The 24,408-nt window shown below is 54.0% G+C and carries 25 protein-coding genes; 11 read left to right on the forward strand and 14 right to left on the reverse strand.

Annotation, left to right across the window (positions count from 1 at the left end; translation table 11 throughout):
* From V2P20_RS06870 to smbP, 4 genes are all read left to right on the forward strand, one after another.
* On the forward strand, window positions 1–1,269 hold a 1,269-nt coding region (locus tag V2P20_RS06870; RefSeq protein ID WP_331817422.1), incomplete at its 5' end, for an IS256 family transposase.
* Window positions 1,247–1,780 (forward strand): formaldehyde-activating enzyme, encoded by a 534-nt coding sequence (fae, locus tag V2P20_RS06875; protein ID WP_331817504.1) that lies wholly within the window; start codon window positions 1,247–1,249, stop codon window positions 1,778–1,780. The genes V2P20_RS06870 and fae, both read left to right, overlap by 23 nt.
* Window positions 1,781–1,893: 113 nt before the next feature.
* A complete protein-coding gene (locus V2P20_RS06880; RefSeq protein WP_331817424.1) occupies window positions 1,894–2,199 on the forward strand; it encodes a hypothetical protein in 306 nt (101 codons plus the stop codon).
* A 146-nt stretch (window positions 2,200–2,345) separates the two neighbouring features.
* On the forward strand, window positions 2,346–2,681 hold the full coding sequence (gene smbP, locus V2P20_RS06885) for a small metal-binding protein SmbP (RefSeq protein WP_331817426.1): 336 nt from the start codon (window positions 2,346–2,348) through the stop codon (window positions 2,679–2,681).
* A 512-nt stretch (window positions 2,682–3,193) separates the two neighbouring features.
* Here the strand turns inward: smbP and V2P20_RS06890 are convergent.
* The 10 genes from V2P20_RS06890 to V2P20_RS06935 form a co-directional block, all read right to left on the reverse strand.
* On the reverse strand, window positions 3,194–4,798 hold the full coding sequence (locus V2P20_RS06890) for a family 2A encapsulin nanocompartment cargo protein cysteine desulfurase (RefSeq protein WP_331817428.1): 1,605 nt from the start codon (window positions 4,796–4,798) through the stop codon (window positions 3,194–3,196).
* Window positions 4,785–5,714, reverse strand: a complete 930-nt coding sequence (locus V2P20_RS06895) for a family 2A encapsulin nanocompartment shell protein (RefSeq protein ID WP_331817430.1) — start codon at window positions 5,712–5,714, stop codon at window positions 4,785–4,787. Before V2P20_RS06895 ends, V2P20_RS06890 begins: the two co-directional genes overlap by 14 nt.
* 228 nt (window positions 5,715–5,942) lie before the next feature.
* On the reverse strand, window positions 5,943–6,911 hold the full coding sequence (gene epsC / locus V2P20_RS06900; protein ID WP_331817432.1) for a serine O-acetyltransferase EpsC: 969 nt from the start codon (window positions 6,909–6,911) through the stop codon (window positions 5,943–5,945).
* A 118-nt stretch (window positions 6,912–7,029) separates the two neighbouring features.
* Complete coding sequence (locus V2P20_RS06905; RefSeq protein WP_331817434.1) at window positions 7,030–7,956, reverse strand: LysR substrate-binding domain-containing protein; 927 nt, start codon at window positions 7,954–7,956, stop codon at window positions 7,030–7,032.
* Between the two features lie 32 nt (window positions 7,957–7,988).
* Complete coding sequence (locus V2P20_RS06910; RefSeq protein WP_331817436.1) at window positions 7,989–9,005, reverse strand: sulfate ABC transporter ATP-binding protein; 1,017 nt, start codon at window positions 9,003–9,005, stop codon at window positions 7,989–7,991.
* 70 nt (window positions 9,006–9,075) lie between these two features.
* Window positions 9,076–9,939 carry a sulfate ABC transporter permease subunit CysW gene (cysW, locus tag V2P20_RS06915; RefSeq protein ID WP_331817438.1) on the reverse strand — a complete coding sequence of 288 codons (864 nt, stop codon included), beginning with the start codon at window positions 9,937–9,939 and terminating at the stop codon, window positions 9,076–9,078.
* Between the two features lie 12 nt (window positions 9,940–9,951).
* Window positions 9,952–10,779, reverse strand: coding sequence for a sulfate ABC transporter permease subunit CysT (cysT, locus tag V2P20_RS06920; protein ID WP_331817440.1), 828 nt, complete (start codon window positions 10,777–10,779; stop codon window positions 9,952–9,954).
* A gap of 194 nt (window positions 10,780–10,973) precedes the next feature.
* A complete protein-coding gene (locus tag V2P20_RS06925) occupies window positions 10,974–11,981 on the reverse strand; it encodes a sulfate ABC transporter substrate-binding protein (RefSeq protein ID WP_331817442.1) in 1,008 nt (335 codons plus the stop codon).
* A 295-nt stretch (window positions 11,982–12,276) separates the two neighbouring features.
* The gene (locus V2P20_RS06930; RefSeq protein ID WP_331817444.1) at window positions 12,277–13,818 is read right to left on the reverse strand and encodes a porin; all 1,542 of its coding nucleotides are present in this window, start codon (window positions 13,816–13,818) and stop codon (window positions 12,277–12,279) included.
* A gap of 255 nt (window positions 13,819–14,073) precedes the next feature.
* A complete protein-coding gene (locus V2P20_RS06935; protein ID WP_331817446.1) occupies window positions 14,074–14,253 on the reverse strand; it encodes a YezD family protein in 180 nt (59 codons plus the stop codon).
* A gap of 203 nt (window positions 14,254–14,456) precedes the next feature.
* Here V2P20_RS06935 and V2P20_RS06940 point away from each other — a divergent pair, with 203 nt between their 5' ends.
* From V2P20_RS06940 to V2P20_RS06950, 3 genes are all read left to right on the forward strand, one after another.
* Window positions 14,457–15,110, forward strand: coding sequence for a TrkA family potassium uptake protein (locus V2P20_RS06940; RefSeq protein ID WP_331817448.1), 654 nt, complete (start codon window positions 14,457–14,459; stop codon window positions 15,108–15,110).
* A gap of 4 nt (window positions 15,111–15,114) precedes the next feature.
* Complete coding sequence (locus V2P20_RS06945; protein ID WP_331817450.1) at window positions 15,115–16,482, forward strand: potassium transporter TrkG; 1,368 nt, start codon at window positions 15,115–15,117, stop codon at window positions 16,480–16,482.
* 537 nt (window positions 16,483–17,019) lie between these two features.
* A complete protein-coding gene (locus V2P20_RS06950; protein ID WP_331817452.1) occupies window positions 17,020–17,421 on the forward strand; it encodes a lysozyme inhibitor LprI family protein in 402 nt (133 codons plus the stop codon).
* 50 nt (window positions 17,422–17,471) lie between these two features.
* Here the strand turns inward: V2P20_RS06950 and V2P20_RS06955 are convergent, their stop codons facing one another.
* From V2P20_RS06955 to V2P20_RS06965, 3 genes are read right to left on the reverse strand one after another with little or no spacing between them, the layout of a single operon-like run.
* A complete protein-coding gene (locus V2P20_RS06955) occupies window positions 17,472–17,675 on the reverse strand; it encodes a hypothetical protein (protein ID WP_331817454.1) in 204 nt (67 codons plus the stop codon).
* The gene (locus V2P20_RS06960) at window positions 17,675–18,502 is read right to left on the reverse strand and encodes a YsnF/AvaK domain-containing protein (RefSeq protein ID WP_331817456.1); all 828 of its coding nucleotides are present in this window, start codon (window positions 18,500–18,502) and stop codon (window positions 17,675–17,677) included. Before V2P20_RS06960 ends, V2P20_RS06955 begins: the two co-directional genes overlap by 1 nt.
* A gap of 48 nt (window positions 18,503–18,550) precedes the next feature.
* On the reverse strand, window positions 18,551–19,012 hold the full coding sequence (locus V2P20_RS06965; protein WP_331817458.1) for a YsnF/AvaK domain-containing protein: 462 nt from the start codon (window positions 19,010–19,012) through the stop codon (window positions 18,551–18,553).
* 467 nt (window positions 19,013–19,479) lie between these two features.
* Here V2P20_RS06965 and V2P20_RS06970 point away from each other — a divergent pair, with 467 nt between their 5' ends.
* Window positions 19,480–21,282: a DUF3592 domain-containing protein gene (locus V2P20_RS06970; protein ID WP_331817460.1), complete on the forward strand. Its 1,803-nt coding sequence runs from the start codon at window positions 19,480–19,482 to the stop codon at window positions 21,280–21,282.
* A 115-nt stretch (window positions 21,283–21,397) separates the two neighbouring features.
* Here V2P20_RS06970 and V2P20_RS06975 read toward each other — a convergent pair whose 3' ends face one another.
* Window positions 21,398–21,748 carry a DUF2956 domain-containing protein gene (locus tag V2P20_RS06975; RefSeq protein ID WP_331817462.1) on the reverse strand — a complete coding sequence of 117 codons (351 nt, stop codon included), beginning with the start codon at window positions 21,746–21,748 and terminating at the stop codon, window positions 21,398–21,400.
* Window positions 21,749–22,177: 429 nt separating this feature from the next.
* Here V2P20_RS06975 and V2P20_RS06980 point away from each other — a divergent pair, with 429 nt between their 5' ends.
* The 3 genes from V2P20_RS06980 to V2P20_RS06990 are packed head-to-tail and all read left to right on the forward strand — an operon-like array spanning window position 22,178 to window position 24,361.
* Complete coding sequence (locus V2P20_RS06980) at window positions 22,178–22,567, forward strand: hypothetical protein (protein ID WP_331817464.1); 390 nt, start codon at window positions 22,178–22,180, stop codon at window positions 22,565–22,567.
* A complete protein-coding gene (locus V2P20_RS06985; protein ID WP_331817466.1) occupies window positions 22,564–23,706 on the forward strand; it encodes a pesticin C-terminus-like muramidase in 1,143 nt (380 codons plus the stop codon). Before V2P20_RS06980 ends, V2P20_RS06985 begins: the two co-directional genes overlap by 4 nt.
* Window positions 23,669–24,361, forward strand: a complete 693-nt coding sequence (locus V2P20_RS06990; RefSeq protein WP_331817468.1) for a hypothetical protein — start codon at window positions 23,669–23,671, stop codon at window positions 24,359–24,361. Before V2P20_RS06985 ends, V2P20_RS06990 begins: the two co-directional genes overlap by 38 nt.
* The last annotated feature ends 47 nt before the right edge of the window (window positions 24,362–24,408 follow it).

Raw genomic sequence — 24,408 nt, forward strand, 5'->3', positions numbered from 1 at the left:
CAACATAAGGAAAACACCGCCATGACAGATAGTAATGTCATTAACCTGAATAAGCCAGAACAGAATGATCCCTTGCAGGAAGTGCTTCGCGAGGGTGCCCGTAAACTGCTGGCTGCCGCCATTGAAGCCGAGGTCGCGGCCTTTATCGCGCAGCATAGTGCGTTAAAAACCGATGCTGATAAAGCGGTCGTGGTCAGGAACGGCTATTTGCCTGAGCGTTCGATTCAAACAGGGCTCGGTGATATCGGGGTCAAAGTGCCGAAAGTGCGGGATCGCTCCGGCTCGGGTATCAAGTTCAACAGCAGCCTGGTGCCGCCCTATTTGAAGCGCACCAAGAATATTGAGGAATTTCTGCCCTGGCTTTACCTGCGCGGCATCTCAACCGGGGATTTCTCGGAAACGCTGAAGCACCTGCTGGGCCCGGATGCTCCGGGCTTATCCGCGGCCACGATCAGCCGGCTCAAGCAGGATTGGGAGCAGGATTACCAGGACTGGACGAAACGGGATTTGAGTCAAAAGCGTTATGTCTATGTCTGGGCCGATGGCGTCTACAGCCATGTCCGTATGGATGACCGGTTGTGCCTGCTGGTGATCATAGGTTCCGATGAAAACGGCCGTAAAGAGCTGGTGGCCCTGGCCGACGGCTACCGCGAATCGGCGGCAAGCTGGGAAGACGTGCTGACGGATTTGCGGCAACGAGGGCTCAAGGCGGCGCCCAAACTGGCCATCGGCGATGGCGCATTAGGCTTCTGGAAAGCCGTGGCCAAGCTCTGGCCGGAGACCGATCAGCAGCGCTGCTGGGTGCACAAGACGGCCAATGTCCTGGAAAAGCTGCCGAAAGCCATGCAGCCCAAGGTCAAGGAGGCGCTGCATGCCATCTGGCAGGCGGAAACCCGGGAAGCAGCTTATAAAGCCTTTGATCACTGTATTGAACGGTTCGAGCCGAAATATCCGAAAGCGATGGCCTGCCTGGCCAAAGACAAGGACGCCATGCTGGCCTTTTATGATTACCCGGCCGCAAACTGGCAGCATATTAGGACCAGCAATCCGATCGAGTCGGTCTTTGCCACCGTCAGGCTGAGAACGACCAAGACCAAGCATTGCGGCAGCCGGACGACCACCCTGGCGATGGCCTTCAAGCTGATGGAAACAGCCCAGAAAAAGTGGCTGCGCTTAAGAGGCTATCAACAGTTAGCCGAGGTCATTACCGGCGTGAAATTCGTCAACGGCATTAAACAAACCGGAGATCTACAACAGGACGCCGCTTGATTCTCCATACACCAGATTTGACTATAGCTCAGCGCTGGTAGGGGAAGGCAGTGAAGTGGCTCATATTGACCTGATATTAGGCCCCCGGGGCAGCAGCGCTGAAACGGCGTTTGCCAATGCCTTGACCAACAACAAAGACGGCTTCACCACCCTGCTGGCCGTCGTGGCGCCCAATCTATTGGTAAAGCCAGCCACTGTGCTGTTCAATAAAGTGACCATCAAAAACGGCAAACAGGCCACGCAATTGTTCGGTCCCGCGCAAAGAGGCGTAGCGCTGGCAGTTGCCGATGCGGTCGAGGATGGCATTTTACCCATCGATGAAGCTGACGATATTTTTATTTCCGTGGGCGTCTTTATTCACTGGCTGGCCGAAGACGATGCAAAAATCCAGGCGTTCAATTACGAAGCGACGCGTCTGGCCATCAAGCGCGCGGTCGCAGGCGAGCCGAGAGCCGTTGACGTACTGAATCAGAAATCAACCGCCGTCCATCCGTTTCAGGCCAAGAGCTGATCAATAGCTCGCCGGGGGCTTTCCGTGATTTTCATAATGACCTCAGATGAATTGATTCATGGAACTGCTTCCGGAAAAAGAGCCTGCCACTATTCAATCAACGGAGAAACATTATGAATAAGAAAATCCTGTTTTTATCCCTTGCGATGGCCCTTCCTGTAACGGCTTTTGCCGTTCCCGGCCAAGGACATGCCGAAAGCTGGCATCATCATGGTCACGGCGTTGAGCAACTGAGCAAAGCGCTTGAATTGACGAAAGATCAGCAAGCCAAGCTGGAGGGAATTTTCAGTCAGCAGCGTGAAAAGATTCAGGCTCTGCACGAGGAATCGCAAGCTGCCATCAAACAAGTCCTGACCACGCAGCAGCTGGCCAGATGGGAGGAATTGAAACAGCACCATGGAGAACAACGCCATAAATAGAACTTAAGAAACATCAACTTGGGGGGTGCCGAAAAATAGCCTGACTTTAGATGACCGGCATCGGTCATGAGAAAGCACGGCCATACAAAGCCTCAACCTGATACAAAAATACCTTTCGTTTACTAACTATTTAAAACAGGTCGAATATGAAAATTTTCAAATTAATGGCTACAGGCTTATTATTTTTATTGAACACAAGCGTTTTTGCCGAACCGCATGCGGACGAAGCGCTGAAACACGCCAATGCCGCGGTAACGCATGGCAAGGCTGGACATGCTTCCGTTCTGGTTGAGCATGCGGAAGAGGCGCTGAAACATGCCCAGAAAAGCTCCGAAGTTTCCAAAGGCGAAGCCAAAAATCACATAGATGAAGGCGTAAAATCACTGGAAAGCGCCATCGAACACGGCAAACAGGGACATACCGAAGTGGCGACCGAAGCCGCTGAAGAAGCAGTCAAGCATCTCAAGGCCGGCAACAAGTAATCGGTTGCCTTTGATACCGGCAGGTGGTTCACCACCTGCTACCAAAGTCCTTATTGTAAAGAGTCAGGACTTACGCAAACCTGTGGGGGCGACTTCAGTCGCCACTTGGGCCTGAAATGGGCGACTACCAACAGTAGGCGCTCTAGGCGAAGTCGCCCCCACAAGATTTAAAACCGCTTGTTTCGACGGTTGAACAGGCAAACTGCGTAAGTCCTGAGAGTGTTACTACAACTGATATTACGCACGGATGATCGCTGCAGTGCGAATTCACTTGTGCCCCTTGCGGGTATTCGCACTGCCGTCTATCTCGGGTGTTTCGGGTCGAATGAATTCGACCCTACAGCAGCGTAGCATCAGTTACTGCAACTTTTAGAAACGGCTTAATATTTTCTTCTCAACAGATCAGGAACAGCGCCTTGCAATGAGGCCGCTTCGGTAAAACAATCCCATGTCATCTCGCAAAAAGCGCTTCAGCCGCGGCAACCGCGGCTGAAGCGCCTACCCTCGGTACTTCAGATAGGTCTTTTGCTTTGAATGGCGCGCACGGTTTCGACCAGCACGTCGATCTCCTGGAAGGTGTTGTAAAACGCCAGCGAAGGACGCACGCTGCCTTCGATGCCAAAACGGCGCAGAATAGGCTGCGCGCAGTGATGGCCGGAGCGCACGGCAATGCCCGCCTTGTTCAGCGCCGAACCGACCTCTTCCGTCGTGAAGCCTTCAAGCACGAAGGACAGCACGCTGGCCTTGTCGGCTGCCGTGCCGATCAGGCGCAAGCCCGGGATGGTCTTGAGCCCGCGCGTGGCATAGACCAGCAGTTCATGCTCGTAGCGGCCGACATTGTCCATACCGAGCTTTTCCATGTACTCCAGCGCAGCCCCCAGCCCTACCGCATCGGCGATATTGCCCGTGCCGGCCTCGAAGCGCGTAGGCGCCTGATGGTACTGGGTATGCTCGAACGTGACATCCTTGATCATATTGCCGCCGCCCTGCCAGGGCACTGTGCCGTTGAGCACGTCCCGCTTGCCGTACAGCGCGCCGATGCCGGTCGGCCCGAAGATCTTGTGGCCCGAGAACACGTACCAGTCGCAATCCAGCGCCTGCACATCCACGCGCATGTGCGACACGGCCTGCGCGCCGTCGATCAGCACGCGCGCGCCGTGGCGATGGGCGATTTCGACCATCTGCCGGGCCGGCGTAATGGTGCCGAGCGCGTTGGACACCTGCGTGAAAGCAACCAGCCGCGTGCGCGAACTGAACAGCTTTTCATACTCGTCCAAGAGCACCTGGCCGTCATCGTCGACAGGCACGACCCGCAACTTGGCGCCGGTCTCGGCGCACAGCTGCTGCCACGGCACGATGTTGGCGTGGTGCTCCAGCCAGGTGACGATGATCTCGTCATCCTTGCCGATATGCTGGCGTCCCCAGGACTTGGCGACCAGGTTGATCGCCTCGGTGGCGCCGCGCACGAACACGACTTCATTGCTGGACGGCGCGTGCAGGAAGCGGGCGACCGTATTGCGCGCCGCCTCGTAGGCATCGGTGGCGCGCGCCGCCAATTCATGCGCGGCGCGGTGGATGTTGGAGTTTTCATGCTGGTAGAAATACGCGATGCGGTCGATCACGCACTGCGGCTTCTGGGTCGTCGCGGCATTGTCCAGCCAGATCAGCGGCCGCCCGTTGACATGCTCCCGCAGGATCGGAAAGTCGCGGCGCACGGCATGCACGTCGAAAGGCGGATGCGCATTGCCGACGCCCGGCGCTTCCGGACTGAGGCCGAACGGCATGAGGTCGTCGAGAAAATAAAACGATGAACCGGATGTTCCGTTCAAAGGCGCGTGATCGACTGTCGCTATCTGCCGGGCGAGTTCCTTTAACATCGCGTCTTCGCCGGGCGTGCCGGAAACAGACGGCGCAGCGCCGGCCGGGTTAAGCAGTCCGGCCAGTTTTGTTGCGCAGTTCATCGCTCTCGGATGCTCGGCAGCCTGCTGCGATGCTACGCCGGCCACATCGCCGCCGGGCAGGGCTGAAAACAAGGCATTGGCCATGCGCTCCAGTTGCTCAACCGACAGTTCCGGCGCCGCAGAGGCGTTCCGGGCATCAAAATCACTTGTAGTCATAGCTGTAATCATAGTATTTGCCCACTTCGACGTTCTCGAGCACCGCGATGGCGTCGTCGGTCAGCACCGCCAAGGAGCAGTAGAGCGAGATCAGATAGGACGAAATGGCTTTGTGATTGATGCCCATGAAGCGCACCGACAAGCCCATGCTTTGTTCGCCGGTCAGGTTCGGCTGATAAAGCCCGACCACGCCTTGGCGGCTCTCGCCGGTGCGTATCAGCAGAATATTGGTTTTGCCGTCGACGATCTTGAGCTTGTCGCATGGAATGATCGGAATGCCGCGCCAGGTCAGGAACGGCGAACCGAACAATGTCACGGTAGCGGGCGGTACGCCGCGGCGCGTGCATTCGCGGCCGAAAGCGGCGATAGCAAGGGGATGGGCCAGGAAAAAACCGGGCTGCTTCCAGACCTTGGTGATCAGTTCGTCCATGTCGTCGGGCGTGGGCGCGCCGACGCGCGGCTGCACTTTCTGCGAAGGCGCCACATTACTGAGCAGACCGTATTCGGGGTTGTTGATCAGCTCGCTTTCCTGGCGCTCCTTGATGGTCTCGATGGTCAGGCGCAACTGTTCCTGGATCTGGTTGTGCGGGCTGCTGTACAAGTCCGAGACACGCGTGTGAATGTCCAGCACGGTGTTGACTGCGCCCAGCCGGTACTCGCGTCCCCAGGCTTCATAGTCGACGAAGGTCTGCGGCAGTTCGCGCTCGTCCAGGCTGGAGCAGTCGACCGCAACGCCGGTTTCGTTCTTGACCTTGTTGACGCGGTAGATACCGGCCTCGACCGGCACCCAGTGCAGCAAGTGAACCAGCCATCTGGGCGTGATGGTGGACATCATGGGGACGGTTTTGGTCGCATTGGCCAATGTACGCGCAGAAACGTCGCTCAGTGCGGTATAAGCTTCATGTATATCTGACATATTTCTTTTTCCTGATTATTTTGTCTGGTAATTAGTTATTCAGGACTTACGCATTTTACTTTTCTTCCACCGGGAGAAGGGGGATGAGATGATTTAAAATTAAGGATGAAAACTGTTTTAAAAATCTGTGGGGGCGACTTCAGTCGCCGAGCATACAAGGCGACTGAAGTCGCCCCCACATTTTTGCGTAAGTCCTATTATTATTTTTTTGAGTTATACGGAATTGATTCAGTGGCTGTTGTAGACTCCCTCCTGTTGAGTTGCAGCCCCGCCGGATAGCGCTTCGCTATGCGCCTGGGGCTGCGTGATGATGCTGCCGGGCGGCACGCTGTGCGTCAGCCAGACGTTGCCGCCGATGGTTGCACCCTGGCCGATGGTCACACGGCCGAGAATGGTGGCGCCGGCATAGATCACGACATCGTCTTCGACGATCGGATGCCGGTCGTTGCCTTTGACCAGGGTGCCGTCCGCGTCTTTCGGGAAGCGTTTGGCGCCCAGCGTGACGGCCTGGTACAAACGCACATGCCGGCCAATAATGGCCGTTTCGCCGATAACGACGCCGGTGCCGTGATCGATAAAAAAGCTCGGTCCGATTCTGGCGCCCGGATGGATATCGATGCCGGTGACCGAATGCGAAATGTCGGCAATCATGCGCGCTACCAGCGGCGCTCCCAGCGAGTGCAGCGCATGCGCGATCCGGTGATAGATAACGGCGGTCATGCCCGGATAGCAGACCAGCACTTCGTCCGGACTGGCTGCGGCCGGATCGCCCTCATAGGCTGACATCAAGTCTTCATCCAACAGCGCGCGTATCGCCGGCAGCTGCGCGGCGAAATCACGCTTGATGCTATCTGCCTGTTGATTATTGCACTCGGAGACGACGCTGCCGTTCTGTTCGGCTTTGAAGCAGCACTCGCGGCGCACCTGCTCGCACAGGGACCGTAGCGCCGCATCCAGCGTATGGCCGACGAAATAATCGATGCTCTCATCGGTGAGCTCCCCTGAGCCGAGACGGTTCGGAAACAGCGCCGCCGAGAGCTTTTCAAGGACGTCGATCAGCGCCTTCCGGGACGGCAGCTTCGTAGGCCGCCCTTCCCGCTGCCGGCGCTGCAATGATTTGTTCCGCAGCAGCCGCAGTTCCGACACGATGGCATCGAGGTCGCAGCGGCTAGTGTTTTTCTGATTATTTTCCTGCATGAATGGGGTTCCTTGTTGATCAATCCGCGATTTCAGAACGCTGCGGCAGCCGTCTGCCGCCATCGCCTAAAATCGCAGGCAAAAAAGCCAGAGCCAAGCGGCATAGGCTGTGTTGTTCCTATCGTTGCAACGGCAACGGCTCCTTGCTGTTGCGGTGCAGATCGGCCGCGCTCAACAGCTCCTCGATGAAATGCTGGCTGTACAGCGGCAGATAGTTGTGTTTCAGATAGGCGATCTTGGTCGTCGAATGCGGAATCAGATGCGACAGGTCGCGCGCCACGAGATCGCGGTCCGCCAGCGCATCGTAGGCCATGCCCGCGATCAGGCCGATGCCCAGCCCCAGGCGTACGTAGGTCTTGATCACGTCCGTATCGGCCGCGGCCAGGATGATGTCGAGTTCCAGACCTTCGCTCCTGAAGGCATGTTCGATGTTCGACCGGCCCGTGAAACCGAAGCTGTAAGTCAGAATCGGAAAAGACGCCAGCCGTTCCAGCGTGATCTCGCCCGTGCTCAGCGGATGGTCCTGCGGCATGACGGCCGCATGGTGCCATGTGTAGCATTTCTTGAGCACCAGTCCGGCGTCTTCATCGACTTTTTCCGTGCAGACTGCGATGTCGGCCTTGTGCGCGTGCAGCTGATCGATCAGCTGTTCGGGCGAAGCCTGGATCATGTAGATCCTGACGCCGGGGAATTTTTCCCGGAAGCGACGGATCGGCGTCGGCAGGAAATACTTGGCCTGCGTATGCGTAGTTGCAATGTGCAGCGTGCCCTGATGGCTGTCCAGGTAATCGGCCGCGATGGCGCGGATGTTATTTTTAGCCATGTTGATCGTGGACACTTCGTCCATGATGCGAACCCCTAAAGGCGTCAGGCCGGTCAGTTTTTTGCCTTTTCTCTCGAACAGGGGCGAGCCCAGCTCGCTTTCGAAAAGCTGCAGCTGCCGGCTGACGGCCGATTGCACGATGTGCATCCTGTCGGCCGCTTTGGACAGGTTCAGATCGGTTTCCTGCAGCACTCGCAGTAATTCCAGTTGGCTTAGGTTCATGGTTATAGTCCTTTACAGTCGGGTTGTATTTGTTAGAACCAGTGCGCCTGGCGGATGCGCATGGACACCTTGTCGCCTTTGCCGAGCTGCAGGCGCTTGAAGCGCTCATTAGGCATTTCGGCGTAAAACCTGTCGTTTGAACCATTCTTGACCAGCTCGATGCGGATCAACGCGCCCAGATGCTGCCAGTCTTTCAGCGTGACCTGCGCATCCTGATCGGTTGTTTTTTCGATATCGATATCATGCGGACGCACATGCGCGGTTTTGCCGGGCTGTACTCCGTACGAGGACAGCCAAATGTCGTCCATCTGCTCCGGCGTAAATACGTTGGTTTGGCCGATGAAGCGCGAGACGAAAGCATTGGCCGGACGGTCGTAAATCTCGCTGGGCGAGCCTTGCTGCTCGACGCGGCCGTGATTGAGCACGACCACGCGGCTGGCGACTTCCATGGCTTCTTCCTGGTCGTGGGTCACGAAAATGCTGGTGACGTTCAGCTCGTGATGCAGGTTGCGCAGCCACTGGCGCAGATCCTTGCGCACGCTGGCATCGAGCGCGCCGAAAGGTTCGTCCAGCAGCAGCACGGACGGCTCCACGGCCAGGGCGCGCGCCAGGGCGATGCGCTGGCGCTGGCCGCCGGACAACTGATCCGGGTAACGGTCGTGCAGCCAGTCCAGTTGCACCAGCTCCAGCAGGGCGTGGACTTTCCTGGCAATTTCGCTTTCCTTAGGCCGCTGATTGCGCGGCTTGACGCGCAGGCCGAAAGCCACGTTGTCGAAAACGGTCATGTGGCGAAACAGCGCGTAATGCTGAAAGACGAAACCGATGCCGCGATGGCTGACGTGCTGGTCGGTTTTGTCTTCGCCGTTCAACAGCACGCGCCCCTGATCGGCTTGCTCCAGCCCTGCAATGATGCGCAGCAAGGTGGTCTTGCCGCAGCCCGAAGGGCCCAGCAGTGCAACCAGTTCGCCTTCGGGAATTTCCAGGTTGATGTTGTTCAGCGCTGAAAACTGGCCGAATTTCTTGCTGATGTTGGAAAGCAGAATACTCATAAGTCATCTCACAAAACTATTGGAACTGTGTAGGCTGGGTTGTTAAACCCGGCCTACATTTCTATCAGGTTTATCGTCTGGCTTGCCGCCATTCCAGCGCGCTCTTCAGGACCAGCGTCACGATGGCCAGCCCTGCCAGCAGCGAGGCGCTGGCGAAGGCCCCGACAAAATCATATTCGTTATAGCTGACTTCGACGTGCAGCGGCAGCGTATTGGTCAGGCTGCGGATGTGGCCCGATACGACCGAAACGGCGCCGAATTCGCCCATCGCGCGGGCATTGCACAACAGCACGCCGTACAGCAGCGCCCATTTGATGTTCGGCAGCGTGACCATCAAGAAGGTCTGCCAGCCGTTCGCGCCCAGCGACAGCGCCGCCTCTTCCTCTTCGCTGCCCATTTCCTGCATCAAAGGGATCAGCTCGCGCGCCACGAACGGGAAGGTGATGAACAAGGTAGCCAGAATAATGCCCGGCACGGCGAAGATGATCTTCACGTCATGCGCTCTCAGCCACTCGCCGAACCAGCCTTGCGCGCCGAACAGCAGCACGAAAATCAGGCCGGAGATCACGGGCGATACCGAGAACGGCAGATCGATCAGCGTCGTCAACAGGCTTTTGCCGCGAAACTCGAAGCGCGTGATCGCCCAGGCCGCGGCCACGCCGAACACCGTGTTGAGCGGCACGGTTATCAAGGCGGTCAGCAATGTCAGCTGCATGGCCGATTGGGCGTCAGGCTGCGTCAGCGCCGACCAGTAGGTCTGCCAGCCTTTCGAGAAAGCCTCGACAATGACGATGCCCAAAGGCAGGCATAAAAACAAAACGATAATGCCTAGGGCGACAGCGGTCAGGCTCCATCTGACCCAGTCGGGATCGCGCAGCGCATGCGGCCGCTCAACGGTTTTAACTTCTTGGACAGGGTAAGCAATAGCACTCATGTCGGTATCCTTTTAGAGTTGTCCTGAGCGCTTGCGCACCCACAGTTGCAGCAGGTTGATCACCAGCAGCAAGAGAAATGAAATGACCAGCATGGTCAGCGCGATCGCCGTGGCGCCGGCATACTCATATTGCTCCAGCTTGGTGATGATCATCAACGGCACGATCTCGGAAACATAAGGCAGATTGCCGGCGATAAAAATCACCGAGCCGTATTCGCCGACGCTGCGCGCAAAGGCCAGCGCAAAGCCGGTCAGCGAAGCGGGCAACAGGTTGGGCAAAATAATGCGGGCAAACACCTGCTGCCGCGTGGCCCCGAGGCTGGACGCGGCTTCTTCCATGGTCGAATCGAACTCCTGCAGCACCGGCTGGACCGTGCGCACGACGAACGGCAGGCTGATGAAAATCAGCGCCACGACGATGCCCAAGGGCTTGTAGGCGACTTGCAGGCCGAAGACTTCGGTCAGCCATTTGCCGATAGTGCCGCTGGGCTGGTAGATCGTCGCCAGCACGATGCCCGCGACCGCCGTCGGTAAGGCGAACGGCAAATCGATCAGGGCATCGAACAGGCGCTTGCCCGGAAACGGATAGCGCACCAGCACCCAGGCAATGATAAAGCCGAACAGGCTGGCGGCGGCGGCGGCCGCCAGCGAAGTCACAAAGCTGACGCGGAAAGAGGCGACCACGCGGTCGTTGGTAATGACGGACAGATACTCATCCCAGCTCAGCTGGAAGCTTTTGAATACCAGCGTGCTTAACGGGATCAGCACGACCAGCCCCAGATAAAACAGGGTGAAACCGAGAGTCGGGCGAAAGCCCGGCATGATGTTACTTTGACTCATGTTTTTTTACGCTTTTCGTGGTGGTGAGCATAAATTTTTATGGGTATCGCCCCAACGGCAGGGTGGACACAACCTATTCGTGCCCACCGGCAACAGAATGATATAAGGGCAGCCTGTAGGGTACGCACCGCGTGCCTTTTCAATTTTTATATAACCCCGAAAGGTACGCAGTGCGTACCCTACAGTGTGCCTAACTAGCTTGGTGAATAGATCTGATCAAATATGGCTTTGTCGTCGAAATGCTCTTTCTGCACATTTTCCCAACCGCCGAAAGCCTGATCCACGGTTACGCGTTCCAGTTGCGGAAAGTTGGCCAGATCGGCCGCATCGACGACTTTAGTATCAACCGGACGGTAGAAATTTTTGGCTGCCAGTTTCTGGCCGGCCGGCGAGTACAGATAATTCAGATAGGCTTCAGCCAGATCGCGCGTGCCGTGTTTGTCGACCACATTGTCAACGATCGTCACCGGCGTTTCGGCCAGAATGCTGAAAGGCGGCACGACGATTTCAACTTCGCCTTTGCCCAGTTCCTTCAGAGCCAGGTAGGCTTCGTTTTCCCAGGTCAGCAGCACATCGCCGATGCCGCGCTGCAGGAAGGTGGTCGTAGAGCCTCTGGCGCCGGAATCCAGCACCGGCACGTTTTTGTACAGCTTTCTGATGAAGTCCTTGGCGGCCTCTTTGCTGCCGTAGGTTTTTTCGGCGAAGGCCCAGGCGGCCAGATAGTTGTAACGCGCGCCGCCGGAGGTTTTAGGGTTTGGCGTGATGACCGATACGCCTTCTTTCACCAGGTCATCCCAGTTCTTGATGCCTTTCGGATTGCCTTTGCGGACCAGGAAAACCATGGTTGAGGTATAGGGCACGCTGTTGTTGGGCAGGCGTTTCTGCCAGTCCTTGGGCAGCAGTTTGGCGTTCGCGGCGATTTTGTCGATATCGTAGCTGATGGCCAGCGTCAATACGTCGGCATCGAGGCCGTCGATAACAGCTCGCGCCTGCTTGCCCGCGCCGCCATGCGATTGCTGAACCGTGACGGTCTCGCCGGTTTTTTCCTTCCAGTATTTGACGAACTCCTGATTGAATTGCTGATACAGCTCCCGGGTCGGGTCATAGGAGACATTCAGCAAGGTTCTGTCGGCGAATGCCGCGCTGCTGACCAAAAGACTCGCCGCCAGCAAACCGGTTTTCAGCCTTATTTTTGTTTTCATGGTGTTTCCTGCCTTTAAAGAATAAGTAAAAGGTTTCAAGACGGCTTTCTTAGCGCTTGTTAGTTGACGCAAATGGTACGTAAGCCGGGTTAATAATAGAAACGATATAATTAGAACTTATCATCGAATTATTCGATATTTATCAACTTGTGGAGGCGACTTCGCTTACCAACAGTAAGGTACGCACCGCGTACCACTTATGGACGCTCCAAAATGGTACGCGGTGCGTACCCTACAACCTTGTATTGATAATCAATGGGCGACTGAAGTCGCCCCCACAGTTCACGTTGCAGCGTTAAAAAACCAGCTGCAGCCGCGTTGAAAACACGTTTTCAGCCGGACGGTCGCCGCCGTTTTTGGCGCCGCCTGTGAAATGCGTATTTTCATAATCCGCCATCAGACGCGTGTTCTGGTTCAGGAACCAGTTGGCGCCGATCGCCCAGGAGCTGGCCTTTCTGATTGAACCGGATGGGTCCAATAACTGCACGCCATTTACCGGTCTATACGTGTCCTTGTCGATGGACAATTCACTCCAGCGCGTCGCCAGTTGCAGAGCCCCCCATTGACCGCTGAACGGATCGAACGGCGAGCGTGGCTTGACGCTTTGGAAAGTATTGTTTTCGCCGGTCACGACGTAAGAAGCCTGAATCTGCCAGGCCGTGTTGTCCTGCTGAATATGGGTATTGCCGCCATCACCAGTTAATTGCTGCGACGACAGCACATACTCGCCCAGCAAGCCATAAGGCCCGTAAAACCAGTACGCCTGCGGATAGATGCGATAGTGCTCGCCATCTGCGGCCACTTCCGTTGTGCCTGTGCCGACTTTGGTGTAGTCAACCAAGGTATTCTGGCCCAGCGGCGTTTTTATATTTTTGACGGTGGTCTTATTGTTGTTGGGCACTTCCCAGCTACCAGCGATACCGACGCCGAGACCATCCAGCACAGCGATGCCGGAGTTCTGGAACGGATGCGCCCAGAGGCGGGCCGCCACTTCCTTGTTATCGTCGTTTTCCTTGTCGGTATTATCGGCGCCGTTGTCGCCGCCGCCATTGAATACCCCCACTTCATAGGTAAAGAAGTTCCTGAAGTCGATCGGGCCCGCGTACTGGGCCTTCTCGCCGGGCCGGGCGAAACTGCCGTGCAACTTGACGCCTATGTCACGGTTGCTGGCCAGATAAGTCGGATAGGCGCGCTCCATGAATGTGCCGTCGGAATCGCCTTGCAGACGTTCCAGGCTGATCGGCACTTTCTGTTTGCCGACATTCAGGCTGGCATAGGGAAAATAATGCACATCGACATAGGCATCGGCCAGCAGCGTCTGGTTGGAGCCGAAATCGGGCATGAGTTTATAATCGAAATATTTCCAGAACCGCCCTTCCAGCCAGATACGCGCCTGCCTGAGGTCGAACCTGTCCTTTGCCTTTGACTCATTATCGACAAAGAAGCGGCCGTCCGCCTGTATGGAACTGCGCAGGCGCACCGAGTTGCTGCCATCGGCCGACGAAAAGCTCACGCCTTTCGGGCCGGCTTCAAATACGGGGGCTGTTTTAGCGTTTTCTATGGCGATTTCTTTATCGACTTCGTGTTTCCGCTCCAGAATTTTGACTTTCTGGTCCAGCGCCTGCAGTTTGTCGTCCGCTACCGGAGCCTTCGTATGCTCGGTATTATTACGCTCGGCAGCTTCCAGGCGTTGCTCCAGCAAAAGCAGACGGCGTTCCAGTAATTCGATTTTTTCGTCTTTTTCTTTAGCGGTAGAGGCGGTTGCCGGTTGAATACCGCTGACAGCTAACAGGCCGTTAATGGCGGCCGTTAAAAGTAAAACGTTGTTGGTCCTCATGCGTTTCCCCAGATAGCAGCCCTTTCCGGTTGACCGGTGACTTGCCGCCTTTTTAATTTTTTTAATTTAATCGCCGGTTATTCCGGTAGATTATTTATAGTTCACAGACGCTGCGCAGAAACTGTCTTCGGGATGCTCCAGTGTCCCGTTCCGCGCCGCTTCAGCCATACGGAAGCGTCCCCATGCGGAGCATGGGAACGCCCGGCTGCATCACATCTGTTTCAAATCCCCGGTGATCCGGTGGATTTTGTTAATTTAATTACCGAAAACTTCAGGTCTGAGTTTTTCGCGGCGCTCGATCTGCACCACCTTGCCGTCGTGGATGACAATTTCAATCGAGCCAAAACGGATGTCTTCAAGCATTTGGCCGATCCGGCTGGTGATTTCAGCCGCGCGCTGTTTTTTCAGATTAATATTCTCAACGTTAGCTGCCATGTCTGTGCCCCTTGTGTCGCTTCCAAATTTGAATAAATGATTGAACGGTGTGTCTGAGTAAATGGTAGTGAACTCTGATGTTTCTTAAAAACGATATAATTAGATTTTCATATCTGATTTTTAGAATACCATCAGTATGACAGGCCGGACCGTTAGGCCGCCTTCGGCAACAAAGCGGACTTTGTTAATTGATAGGGTTGTTTATGGCTCAGTATGCAGTGGTAGGCCTGGGGCGTTTCGGCGCCACCCTGGCGCTTCAGTTGATGAGGATGGGGCACGATGTCGTCGGCATCGACAGCGACAGGCGCGTGATCGAAACCTTTGCCGATGCGCTGACCTACACGGCGGTTGCCGATGTGACCGATGAGCGTGCGCTGAGAGAGCTGAACCTGACGGTATACGATGCCGTGGTCATCGCGATCGGCGAGAACCTGCAGGCCAGCCTGCTCTGCGTCGTGCATCTGAAAAACATGGGCATCGACAACATCTGGGTCAAGGCGACGACACAGGCGCATCACCTGATTTTAAGCCGGCTGGGCGTCAGCCGTATCATCCATCCCGAAGAGGAAATGGGCGCGCGCACGGCCCAGGCCCTGGCTTATCCGATGATTCGCGAGTACATGGCGCTGGGCGACAAGCAATATATCGTCGAGATCAAGGTAACGGAACGGATGGCCGGAGCTTCGCTGGCTGAACTGCTGTCAAGCGTCAAAGGCGAAGTATTCGGCATTCTGGTGAAACGGCGCGAGCAACTGTTTCCGAACCCTGCCGACCCGTTCCTGATCGAGTCGGACGACACCGTGGTCCTGGCCGGGGTCAGAAAGTCACTGCTGAAACTGGCAGACCGATTCAGCTAACGCGATGGTGGAACATCTCATCAACCGCTTCGAAAGCGGCCAATCCACCCTAAAAAACAGGGTCTTGAAAGCCAGCCCGCCGGCCATTCTGACCTCGGGCTATCTGGTGCTGATCATTTTCGGCACATCCATTCTTAAACTGCCGCTGTCCACGACCCGCTCTGTCACATGGCTGGAAACCCTGTTCACGTCCGCCTCGGCCGTTACATTGACCGGCCTGGGCGTGGCCGATATCGGCGCGCGTTACACCGTATTCGGACAAACGGTGATCGCCCTGCTGATTCAGGCCGGCGGGCTGGGCTTCATGACTTTTTCGGTGCTGACCGTTCTGAGCATAGGCAAACGGATAGGGGTCAGGCATCAGATGCTGGCGCTGGAGGCGTTCAATGAGACCAACCTGAACAAGATCCGCGAAGTGGCGCGCACCGTGGTCTATTTTGCCCTCGCCGTCGAGAGCATCGGCTTCGTGCTGCTGGCTTTGACCTGGAGCGACGAACTGGGCTGGCGGCTCGCGCTTTACCATGCTTTTTTCTATACGGTTTCAGCTTTTAATAATGCCGGGCTGGCGCTGTCCGCCGACAATTTGATGCCCTACGCCAGCGATGTGCCGGTCAATCTGATCATCAGCTCCCTGTTCATCATCGGCGGACTCGGGTTCGTCGTGCTGCAGGATCTGTGGCAGACCCGCCGCCGCTGGAAACGCTTACAGCCGTATACGAAGCTGATACTTGGCGCTACCGTCATTATCAACCTGGGCGCCTGGCTGCTGGTCTGGCTGTTCGAGCGCAACAACGCCGCGACGATCGCGAATCTGCCGCTGGCCGGGCAATTGACGGCCTCCTGGTTTCAGGCCGTCACGCCGCGCACGGCCGGCTTCAACACGCTGCCTATCGAATCCCTGACCGACCCGACGGCGCTATTGATGATCGTGCTGATGTTCATCGGCGGCGGTTCGATGAGCACGGCCGGCGGCATCAAGCTGGGCACGTTTGTCGTCATGTTCATGACCACTTATGCCTTCCTCGGCCGCAGCGACGACGTCACTATGATGCGCCGGTCGGTGCAGCGCAACGTGGTCATGAAGGCCTTCTCGGTCAGCGTCATTTCGATGACGCTGGTGATTGTCGGCACGCTGGCCCTGTCGGTGCTGGAAAGCGCGCCGCTGCTCGACAGCCTGTTTGAAGTCGTGTCGGCGCTCAGTACGGCCGGCCTGTCCCGGGGCCTGACCGGCGAGCTGTCGACAGCCGGCCGATGCCTGATCATGATACTGATGTTTGTCGGACGTTTGGGGCCATTGACGGCGGCCTATGTGATCGCCACGCCCAAGAAACGGCGGGTCCGTTATCCAAGCGTGGATATTCAGGTGGGGTAAACCGGCTGTTGTGCGATTTACCGGCGGATCAGCCCATCAACTTCTTCTTCGAAGACGCTGGGCGAATGCACTTGAGCCCTTTAGGGTATTCGACCCGGAACGCTCTCGGCAATCGTCCAACAGGCGTAGCGCGGCAGTATGGGGTGACGATAGGAACCGCATCAATCACGAACGATGCGGTTCGTTCCTCACCATCCTACAAAACCTTGTAGACGGTTATGCACCGCGTACCTTTTTGGGGCTAGGGATTCGGCTTTCTATATAACTTCTGTCCGTCAGCTCGCAGCCCTGCTCCCAGACTTCCGCCAGACGACACCTGACGATATTGCCCTTGCCTTCAGCTAGTCGTTATAATCGTCAACCTATACTGAATGTTAATCAATATCGGCTCTCCGACAAGGAACTTCCACCCCATAAGTTCACGCCCATGCTGGGCATACACAAATCATTCGCGGACGTATCAGGCTTCGCCTGAACCGCTGCTCAATTCCAACGTTAAATACAATAAAGATTCATGTGCAGAGAGTGGAGTATTTGGTGAAGAATCAATTAATATTTCTATTTTTGCTGTCAGCTTCTTTTGTTGCTCAAGCATCCGATGAGTGCGATTTGCCGGAGCATCTTTGCAAAGCACAGCAAGAATATGAACTGGCAGACGTAAAACTTAACCAGGTCTATCAGCAAATCATAAGAAAAATAGATTCAGACGATTTCAAAGATGGCTTGGCGCCAAAGGAAGAAATAAGAGAAACCCTTATTCAAAGTCAGAGGGTTTGGCTAAAGTATCGAGATGCCAATTGCCATGCTTATTACACCCTGTCTAGCGGCGGCACATCGCGAGACTGGGACCTTTTAAAGTGCGAAAGCAAAATGACTGCCGATAGGACCAAGCTCCTTAATGAGGTATACCTCGAAGGTAAAATGATCGGCGAAAAATAAAGGGCGGATCTTGCAATCACGCACCTGATTAATCCGCAGGCGGATTCGCTTCAGCAGTCCGCCATCATCAGTTCGGCAATGTAGGGCCATAGGATATGCCGGCCAAGAGCAGGCGCTTTAAGCGGCACGGTAAAGCGCATCCATCGCGGGCGATGCGCCTCGGCAACTGCTCCTGCATCGCCTAAAGCGCCTACTGTTGGTACTCTACCTTCCCCATCCATGGGGTCGTCGGCACATCCTATGGACTGCAACATTACTGCGGCCTTTTTCCGCCCTCTACATTCACCTGGGTTTTTCTTAATTTCTCCCTGACGATTTCCTCACGCTCGCCTATTTCCTTTTCGATCTGCACTTCCTCGACGACACGCGCCTCCTTATTAACAACCGGCACTTCGGCGTGCTCGACGATTTCTATTTCGCCTTCCTTAAAACCTGCCAGATCCGCCTCGGAAGCAGGCCGGTTTACGGCGTGTCTTTCAACATGCACATGCTCTTCGCGAAGCCTCAGATGCTCCTCGACCGGCTGCTCAATTATTTTGCTGCGCAGCTTGACCCGGCCCGTTTCCACTTCTCTTTTTCCTACGTTTAACTGCTCTTCAATAATAGGGATGGCATTTTCTCCGCTGGCCGCCTCGGCAATGGTTTTTTCCCTGCCGGTGGCCCCGACTGGCGCACAGGTGCCGATCGGTTCGGCAATGCCGGCCCGCTCGGCGGCGCCAGCCTGCTGCTCAGAGAGCCCTGCTTGTCCGGAAACGCCAGTGCCGTATTGGTAAGCCTGCTCATCCATGTCCAGAGCGCCCGCATCATCAAGAATGTTTGCCGCTTGAGCAGCCTGGCTCGGCGAGTCGGCATGGACAGTCACGATGGCGCCGCTTTGCCGGGCCACTTCGGTATAGGATCTTGCCGTATCCGTCCCAAATAGAGAGGTGAAAAAACTACTGAGCTTTTTTTCATCGCGTTGCTCGGATTTCTGTATGGAGATGTCAATATCCGCCCGAGAGAAACCATGAATTAAAAGTTGCTGCACGGCGTCTTGGGCATCGGAAGGATCATCGAATATGCCTACTACTGTCTGACTCATAATTTTTACCTATAAAGCTGATTTTCGATTGAAAACAAAGGTGTTTTGTCAGCATCCGTTTTGCTCGGCGCCATAGTAATCAGGGCGGTCAATGTTGAGGCGTTCAACGCTCACCGTCTCCTTGCTTAAATTCACTGATTGGGGTTCCTGCTTTTGATTCTGGCGTTTAGTTACATGTAACTCCTCGACTAGCATCAGGCGCTTTTCAACCACAGCCACTTCCATTGTTACCGGAATCACCATCGTGTCGCCCTCGTATCGGATTGAGGGCGGCGGTGAATCGATAAACTGGTTGATAGCGACCCTTTCCACCTGTATCTCCTCATGCATCAGCGGCACGGCGACCGTTTCTTCATGTTCTGTGACCCGTTTTGAAATTCGTATCTTTCCGGTCTCCACGACCCTTTTATCAATACGTAACTGTTCTTCAATAACGGGTATTACATCCACGCTCGCTATAGCCTGCGCTGGCTGATGCAATGTTTTTGGAGGATTATCCTTTTGACCCATGACTTTTCACCGACTGTAAACACTTTTCAACATGTCCATCTCTCTTCATTTGATTGAAAAGAAATCACGGCTTGCACAGAAGATCTGCGTGATCTGTGCCTAACTATCTGTTGAGTCATATCTTCCCCTCAAGTGCTTGAATTAAAAGAGATAGGGCTTCTTCCTGGAGAATAGCCACAGGCCATTTGCTCCCAGCAAAGGAATGTAAGCTACAACAAAAAGAACAAAACTTATGTACGCCACGGCACAAAAGCAAAGAATTAATTCTCTGAAGGCTGGGATCGTCCTGGAAAAAAATCCCTGACTCGCTCTGCAAAATCTTGCCCTGCCAGCCAGGGCTTCAAGCCAACAACGCGCCTTTCCCCATGCCCGCGTACCTCTGCTTTGCATGAGCTTTCAGCCATCTTGCGCTATATCGACTAAAATGACATTGTGCGCAGCGTCCCTACCTGTGCAGAGAAACGCCGATGCCAAAGCCCCGCATTCAGGCGATCATTCAATCAGCGGCTATCTGGAATAAAACCATGCCCTCTACCGTCAAAACCGAAAAAAGTTGGCTGCTTGCCTTGTTCGGGCTGCCGTTTTTTTGCGTCGGCGCAGGCTTCCTGCTGTTTTCCATTGTGCCGACGTTGCATGACGCTGCGCGCATGGCTTCCTGGCCGGAAACGCCGGGGACCTTGCTGCAGGCGCAGCTCGTTACCAGCCGTTCCAGCAAGTCCACAACCTACGGAGTAAAAGCCGACTATCTCTATAACGTCGGCGGACTGGACTATCGCGGCAGCCGTGTCGCCATCAACACGGGCAACGACAATGTCGGCGGCTTCCAGCAATCGCTGGGCAGTCGCCTGGAAAATGCCCGCATAAACAACCAGACGGTCAGCGTCTGGTATGACCCTTCCAATCCCGAAGATGCCGTGTTGAATCGGGACATTCGCTGGGGCCTGCTCGGTTTCAAATTGATCTTCGTCATCGTCTTCGGCGGCGCAGGCTTCGCGATGATCTATTTCGGCCTGCGCGGCACCAAAACCGCAGCGACACCGGCAAGCGGCGCGCAGCCCTGGTTGCAACGGCCCGAATGGCAAGGCGGCGTCATCCATTCCAATGCCAAAACCGGCACGTACTTCGTCTGGGGTTTCGCTGTATTCTGGAATCTGATCAGCACCCCTGCCGCCTTTTTCATACCGGACATCTGGCGCGAGAAAGGCGCGCTTGCGCTGCTGGTGCTGTTATTTCCGTGCGTGGGTCTGGGCCTGCTGTTCTGGGCGATCAAATCCACACTGGAATGGAAACGTTTCGGCGCGACGCCGATGACCATGGACCCTTTCCCCGGCGCGATCGGCGGCGATGTCGGCGGCGAGCTACTGGTCAATATCCTTTACCAGCCGTCCACAGCCTTCGAAGTGACTCTTAGCTGCATCAACAGCTACATTTCAGGCCGCGGTGAAGATCGTTCGCGCAGCGAAAAAGTCATCTGGCAGGACCAGGGATATGCCGAGGTCCATCCATCGATGCACGGTACTCGCCTGCAATACCGGTTTGAAGTGCCGGACGGGTTGCCGTCAAGTGAAGAGCACAGCGACAATTACCATTTGTGGCGGCTCAATATCCACGGTGATATGCCCGGTGTAGACTTAAAGCGCAGCTTCGAAATCCCCGTCTACCCCGGCAAAGAAAAATCCCGCCGCATCACCTCTCTCTCCACGCAACACCAACCATCCGGGCATGTACAACTCAGAGCAGACGCACTGTTGCCGCTGACCCGTACCGGCAGCCGCGTCGACATCTACTACCCAATGTGGCGCAAGCCGCTGAGCGCATTTGCCATCATGCTGTTTGGCGGCATCTTCAGCGGCGTCGGCGTATTCCTCTGGAAGCAGGCAACACAGGAAGGTTTCCCGCTGAACCTCATGAGCGGCATATTCGGTCTTGTCGGCAGTCTGATTGTGCTTTCCGGTTTATACGCTCTGTTCAACTCGCTGCACGTCCGGTTCGACGGCCATTCGCTCACTGCCGTTCGGCGCATTCTCGGCGTTCCGGTCAGCAACAAAACCTCCGCTTATCCGCTGATTCGCTCGATCGAAATCAAACAAAACGGCAGCAGCCAGTCCGGCAGTACTCATCACATCGATTACCAGATCATCGCCAAAACCGCCTCGGGGACTATTGTTTTGGCTGAAGGTTTGAATTCCCATAGCAAAGCGGAGCTGGTAGTGGATTATTTTGAGAAGCTGACGGGACTGAAGGATACACAGGCACTATCTGCCGCATAGGAGATGCGGCGGAATCCGTCCCACGGTTCCGCTCTGTGCTTCGGAGTCTGGAAAGCAACAAAAACAGAGGCCAATGCCGGCATCAGGCGCAGACCCCGGCCGCTGCAATGAATATTCATTGGCCTCGGGAAACGAAAAAATAAACACCCCACCCCAGCCAGCTCAAAGCCAGCAGCAGCCAGGGCAGCCAATGCTGCCGGTAAACAATCCGTTCCACAATTTCCATTTCCTGGTCCTCCGGCTCGGCAGAGTGCTGCTGCTGACTTGAAGCCTTCTTGAGCTTCCGGCTCAACTCCCTGGCCTTTTCCTTTTGCTGCTTCTTATAAAGCGCAATGCCTTTTTCAATGCCCTGGGCGATCAGTTTGGTTTGTTCCTTGGTTTGCCCCGGGCGCTGCGTCGCCCTGGCGATTTTCAGCGCTTCCGCCTGGGTTTCCGGCGACGGTTTTTGGTAAATGTTTTTGGTCATGTGATATATCAATAGTGGGTTTTTCTAATTCGCATAATCAGAGCGCTAGGGCTGGCTGGTATGGGGAAACCCATCATTTGCAGCCGATACGCTTAAAAATATAGAATTGTATCGCGAATGATGCGCCTCGTACCTCGCTCGGCACATTCTATGGATTATTTGAAATTATTATTTCCATATTCTTGCTATCTTATTTGATAAATCAGTTTTAAAAAGGCATTTTCGAATTTATAAGCTTGAGTAAAAACATAAAATACCTAAATATAAACATATTAGGTAACCAATGATGAAGTATGTCAGCATTAATCATGTTTGCTGTACTCAGGAACTTATTAACAAAATTTATTAGACCCAATTTGCTGTGTTCATGTCTATGTTTATAAATATTTTATTGCAAAACACATAATTCTGAATTTCAGGGAAAAATCTATGTTTTCGATTAAACCCAATCAATTTGCTGAAATGGCGGCTACTATCCGAAAAGATTATTTACTTGTGATAGTGTCAGATTTCTTCGCCCTGTTTGAGCAGTGTTACCAACGTCCATCTCGACTTGATTTTGAAGCGGCTTGGCGTATCGCCGATTATCTGTTTGATCAACTTCAAGGGAAACCCTGCCCAGAAGGTGAGCGTATTGAATACGAGTTTATCCATACGGTTTTATGTGCTGCCGAAAAAGGAGCAACGCCGGAGCAATTGCGCAAAGGCGTCGCAGTTTTCTGTCTTGCATTACCATCGTATGAGGCTGGACTCGTTTTGCTCGATAGTATTTGTGCATTGGAGCCGGAAAACAAATTTAAGGATGGTAGGTTATCATGAGTAAAAAAAAAGCTCTCACCATTAAAGCTAACAAACCTACAAAAGAGGAAATTCGCAAAGCGAAGGCAGCGGCTGCAGAAAAAGCCCGTAAGGCTCGTGAAGAAGCTCTTAAAATTCAGATGAAGAAAGATCAAGTTTGGCTCGATGAGAACAGTAAAACTATGTCTGATGATGAAAAAAATGAGCTTTTCCGTCAAGCGAGTAAAAAATGTAAGAACACAACAATGAAAGACGGCAAAATTATTGTAGCTTGTCCTTTGCCGAGGAAACTTGAATATTGTGTGAATGCGGATCCTTTTACTTGTCCCAATGGCAAAGCGGATACTGCACAGGGATGTAAACTCTCAAGCGCAGCCTCGCAAGCTCTAAAAAATGATACAACCTGCATTGATGGTGCTTTTGTATCGAATGCCGAGGGAGGTTCATATCTCTCGCCTTATGTGCCATGGGGACCCGTTTCAGGCGCGGCTGAGGATGGTTCGCCTATTCTTACAACAGGTAATTCTTCTGGGGTTACTATCGGTACTGGTGTCGATCTTGGAGCTATTAGTGATGAAACAAAGTATCTTAAAAGATTGGAAGATGCTGGTGTATCACAGGAGACTCGTGACCGTATAAAACCTTTTCTCGGCAAGAAAAGAGCCGATGCCTGTAAGGCTTTACGTGAGGCAAAGATAAAGGGACCGTTGATTCTACCTCAAAAAGATGTGGAATTGATTGATATAGATGCAATGAAGAGCCGAGTCCCTGAATTAAAAAAGCAGTTTGAGTCAGCTCGACTCAAACGAGTGAAAAATCTTAACGCACAAATAAAACGGGAACAGGCAAAAAAGAAAACAGCACCTGATCAAGCCAAGATGAAAGCTTGGCAAGAAGAAATTAACTCAACTTCAGGTTTCAGCGATATCAGTTGTTCACAGCAAACTGTTTTGTTTTCTACTCTCTATCACGAAGGCCGTATCAACAAGATACATAGCAAACCATTTATTGACGCGTTGCTCGAAGGAGACAATGAAGGCGCACGGAATGCTCTGGAGCAAAAGACTAAAAATAAAAACAAGCTGATCGCCGCCCGTGGCAAGCGTGAGTTATCGTATCTCAATGAACAGTGTCAACAACCTTGTGCAACAAAACCATAATATTGGATTTGCAATGTTATTTTCCTTTTCGAATGGCCAATGTAACGTAAAGTTGGCTGTACTATTGCTGATTTCCACTCTAATTTTTGCCTCATCAGAAGCTAAAGCAAAGGATTCAAAAAACGATATGATAAACGGAACCTGGATAATCGAAACAATACCGCCTGCTAATGCTGTTAAGTTATGTGATGAATACTTGCCCACTAGTACGCGTATTCACTTCCAAATATTAGGACCAACACGCCTTGCTGTTGAGGAGGAACGAACTGATGAACTGGGCGGTACTGTAGAACTTATTCCCCCTATATCAGCTGCGCTTTGTAGTGTCGGACTTGGGCAAAGCACGGAGTTTGGCAGTAATCTCTGTTCAAATGGCCAGCCAATAGTCGATGACAAAAAAAACGTGCAATTTGATGCTGATTTCACGTTCTTCCGGTTGACTAATGCTGACCTCGAAGATGTTGATAACCTCTTTTTCTCGGAACAGGGGGCGCACGAGGGCGCTAAGATGGTGACGGTCTCGGTAAATTATAAGGCTGTGCAATGGAATATATGGATGCGAAGCACCAATGAAATGATTTCAGAATGCTTAGTTGTGCTGCCTGGAAAAAACAATGTTGATAGCTTTCCAATGATTTGGCGGCGGCAACATTAAACTATTATCTCAATACTGTAATGACTATGTCGTTAGCAAAAATCATT

It is taken from the genome of Methylobacter sp. Wu1, from assembly GCF_036553575.1.
Classification (GTDB): domain Bacteria; phylum Pseudomonadota; class Gammaproteobacteria; order Methylococcales; family Methylomonadaceae; genus Methylobacter.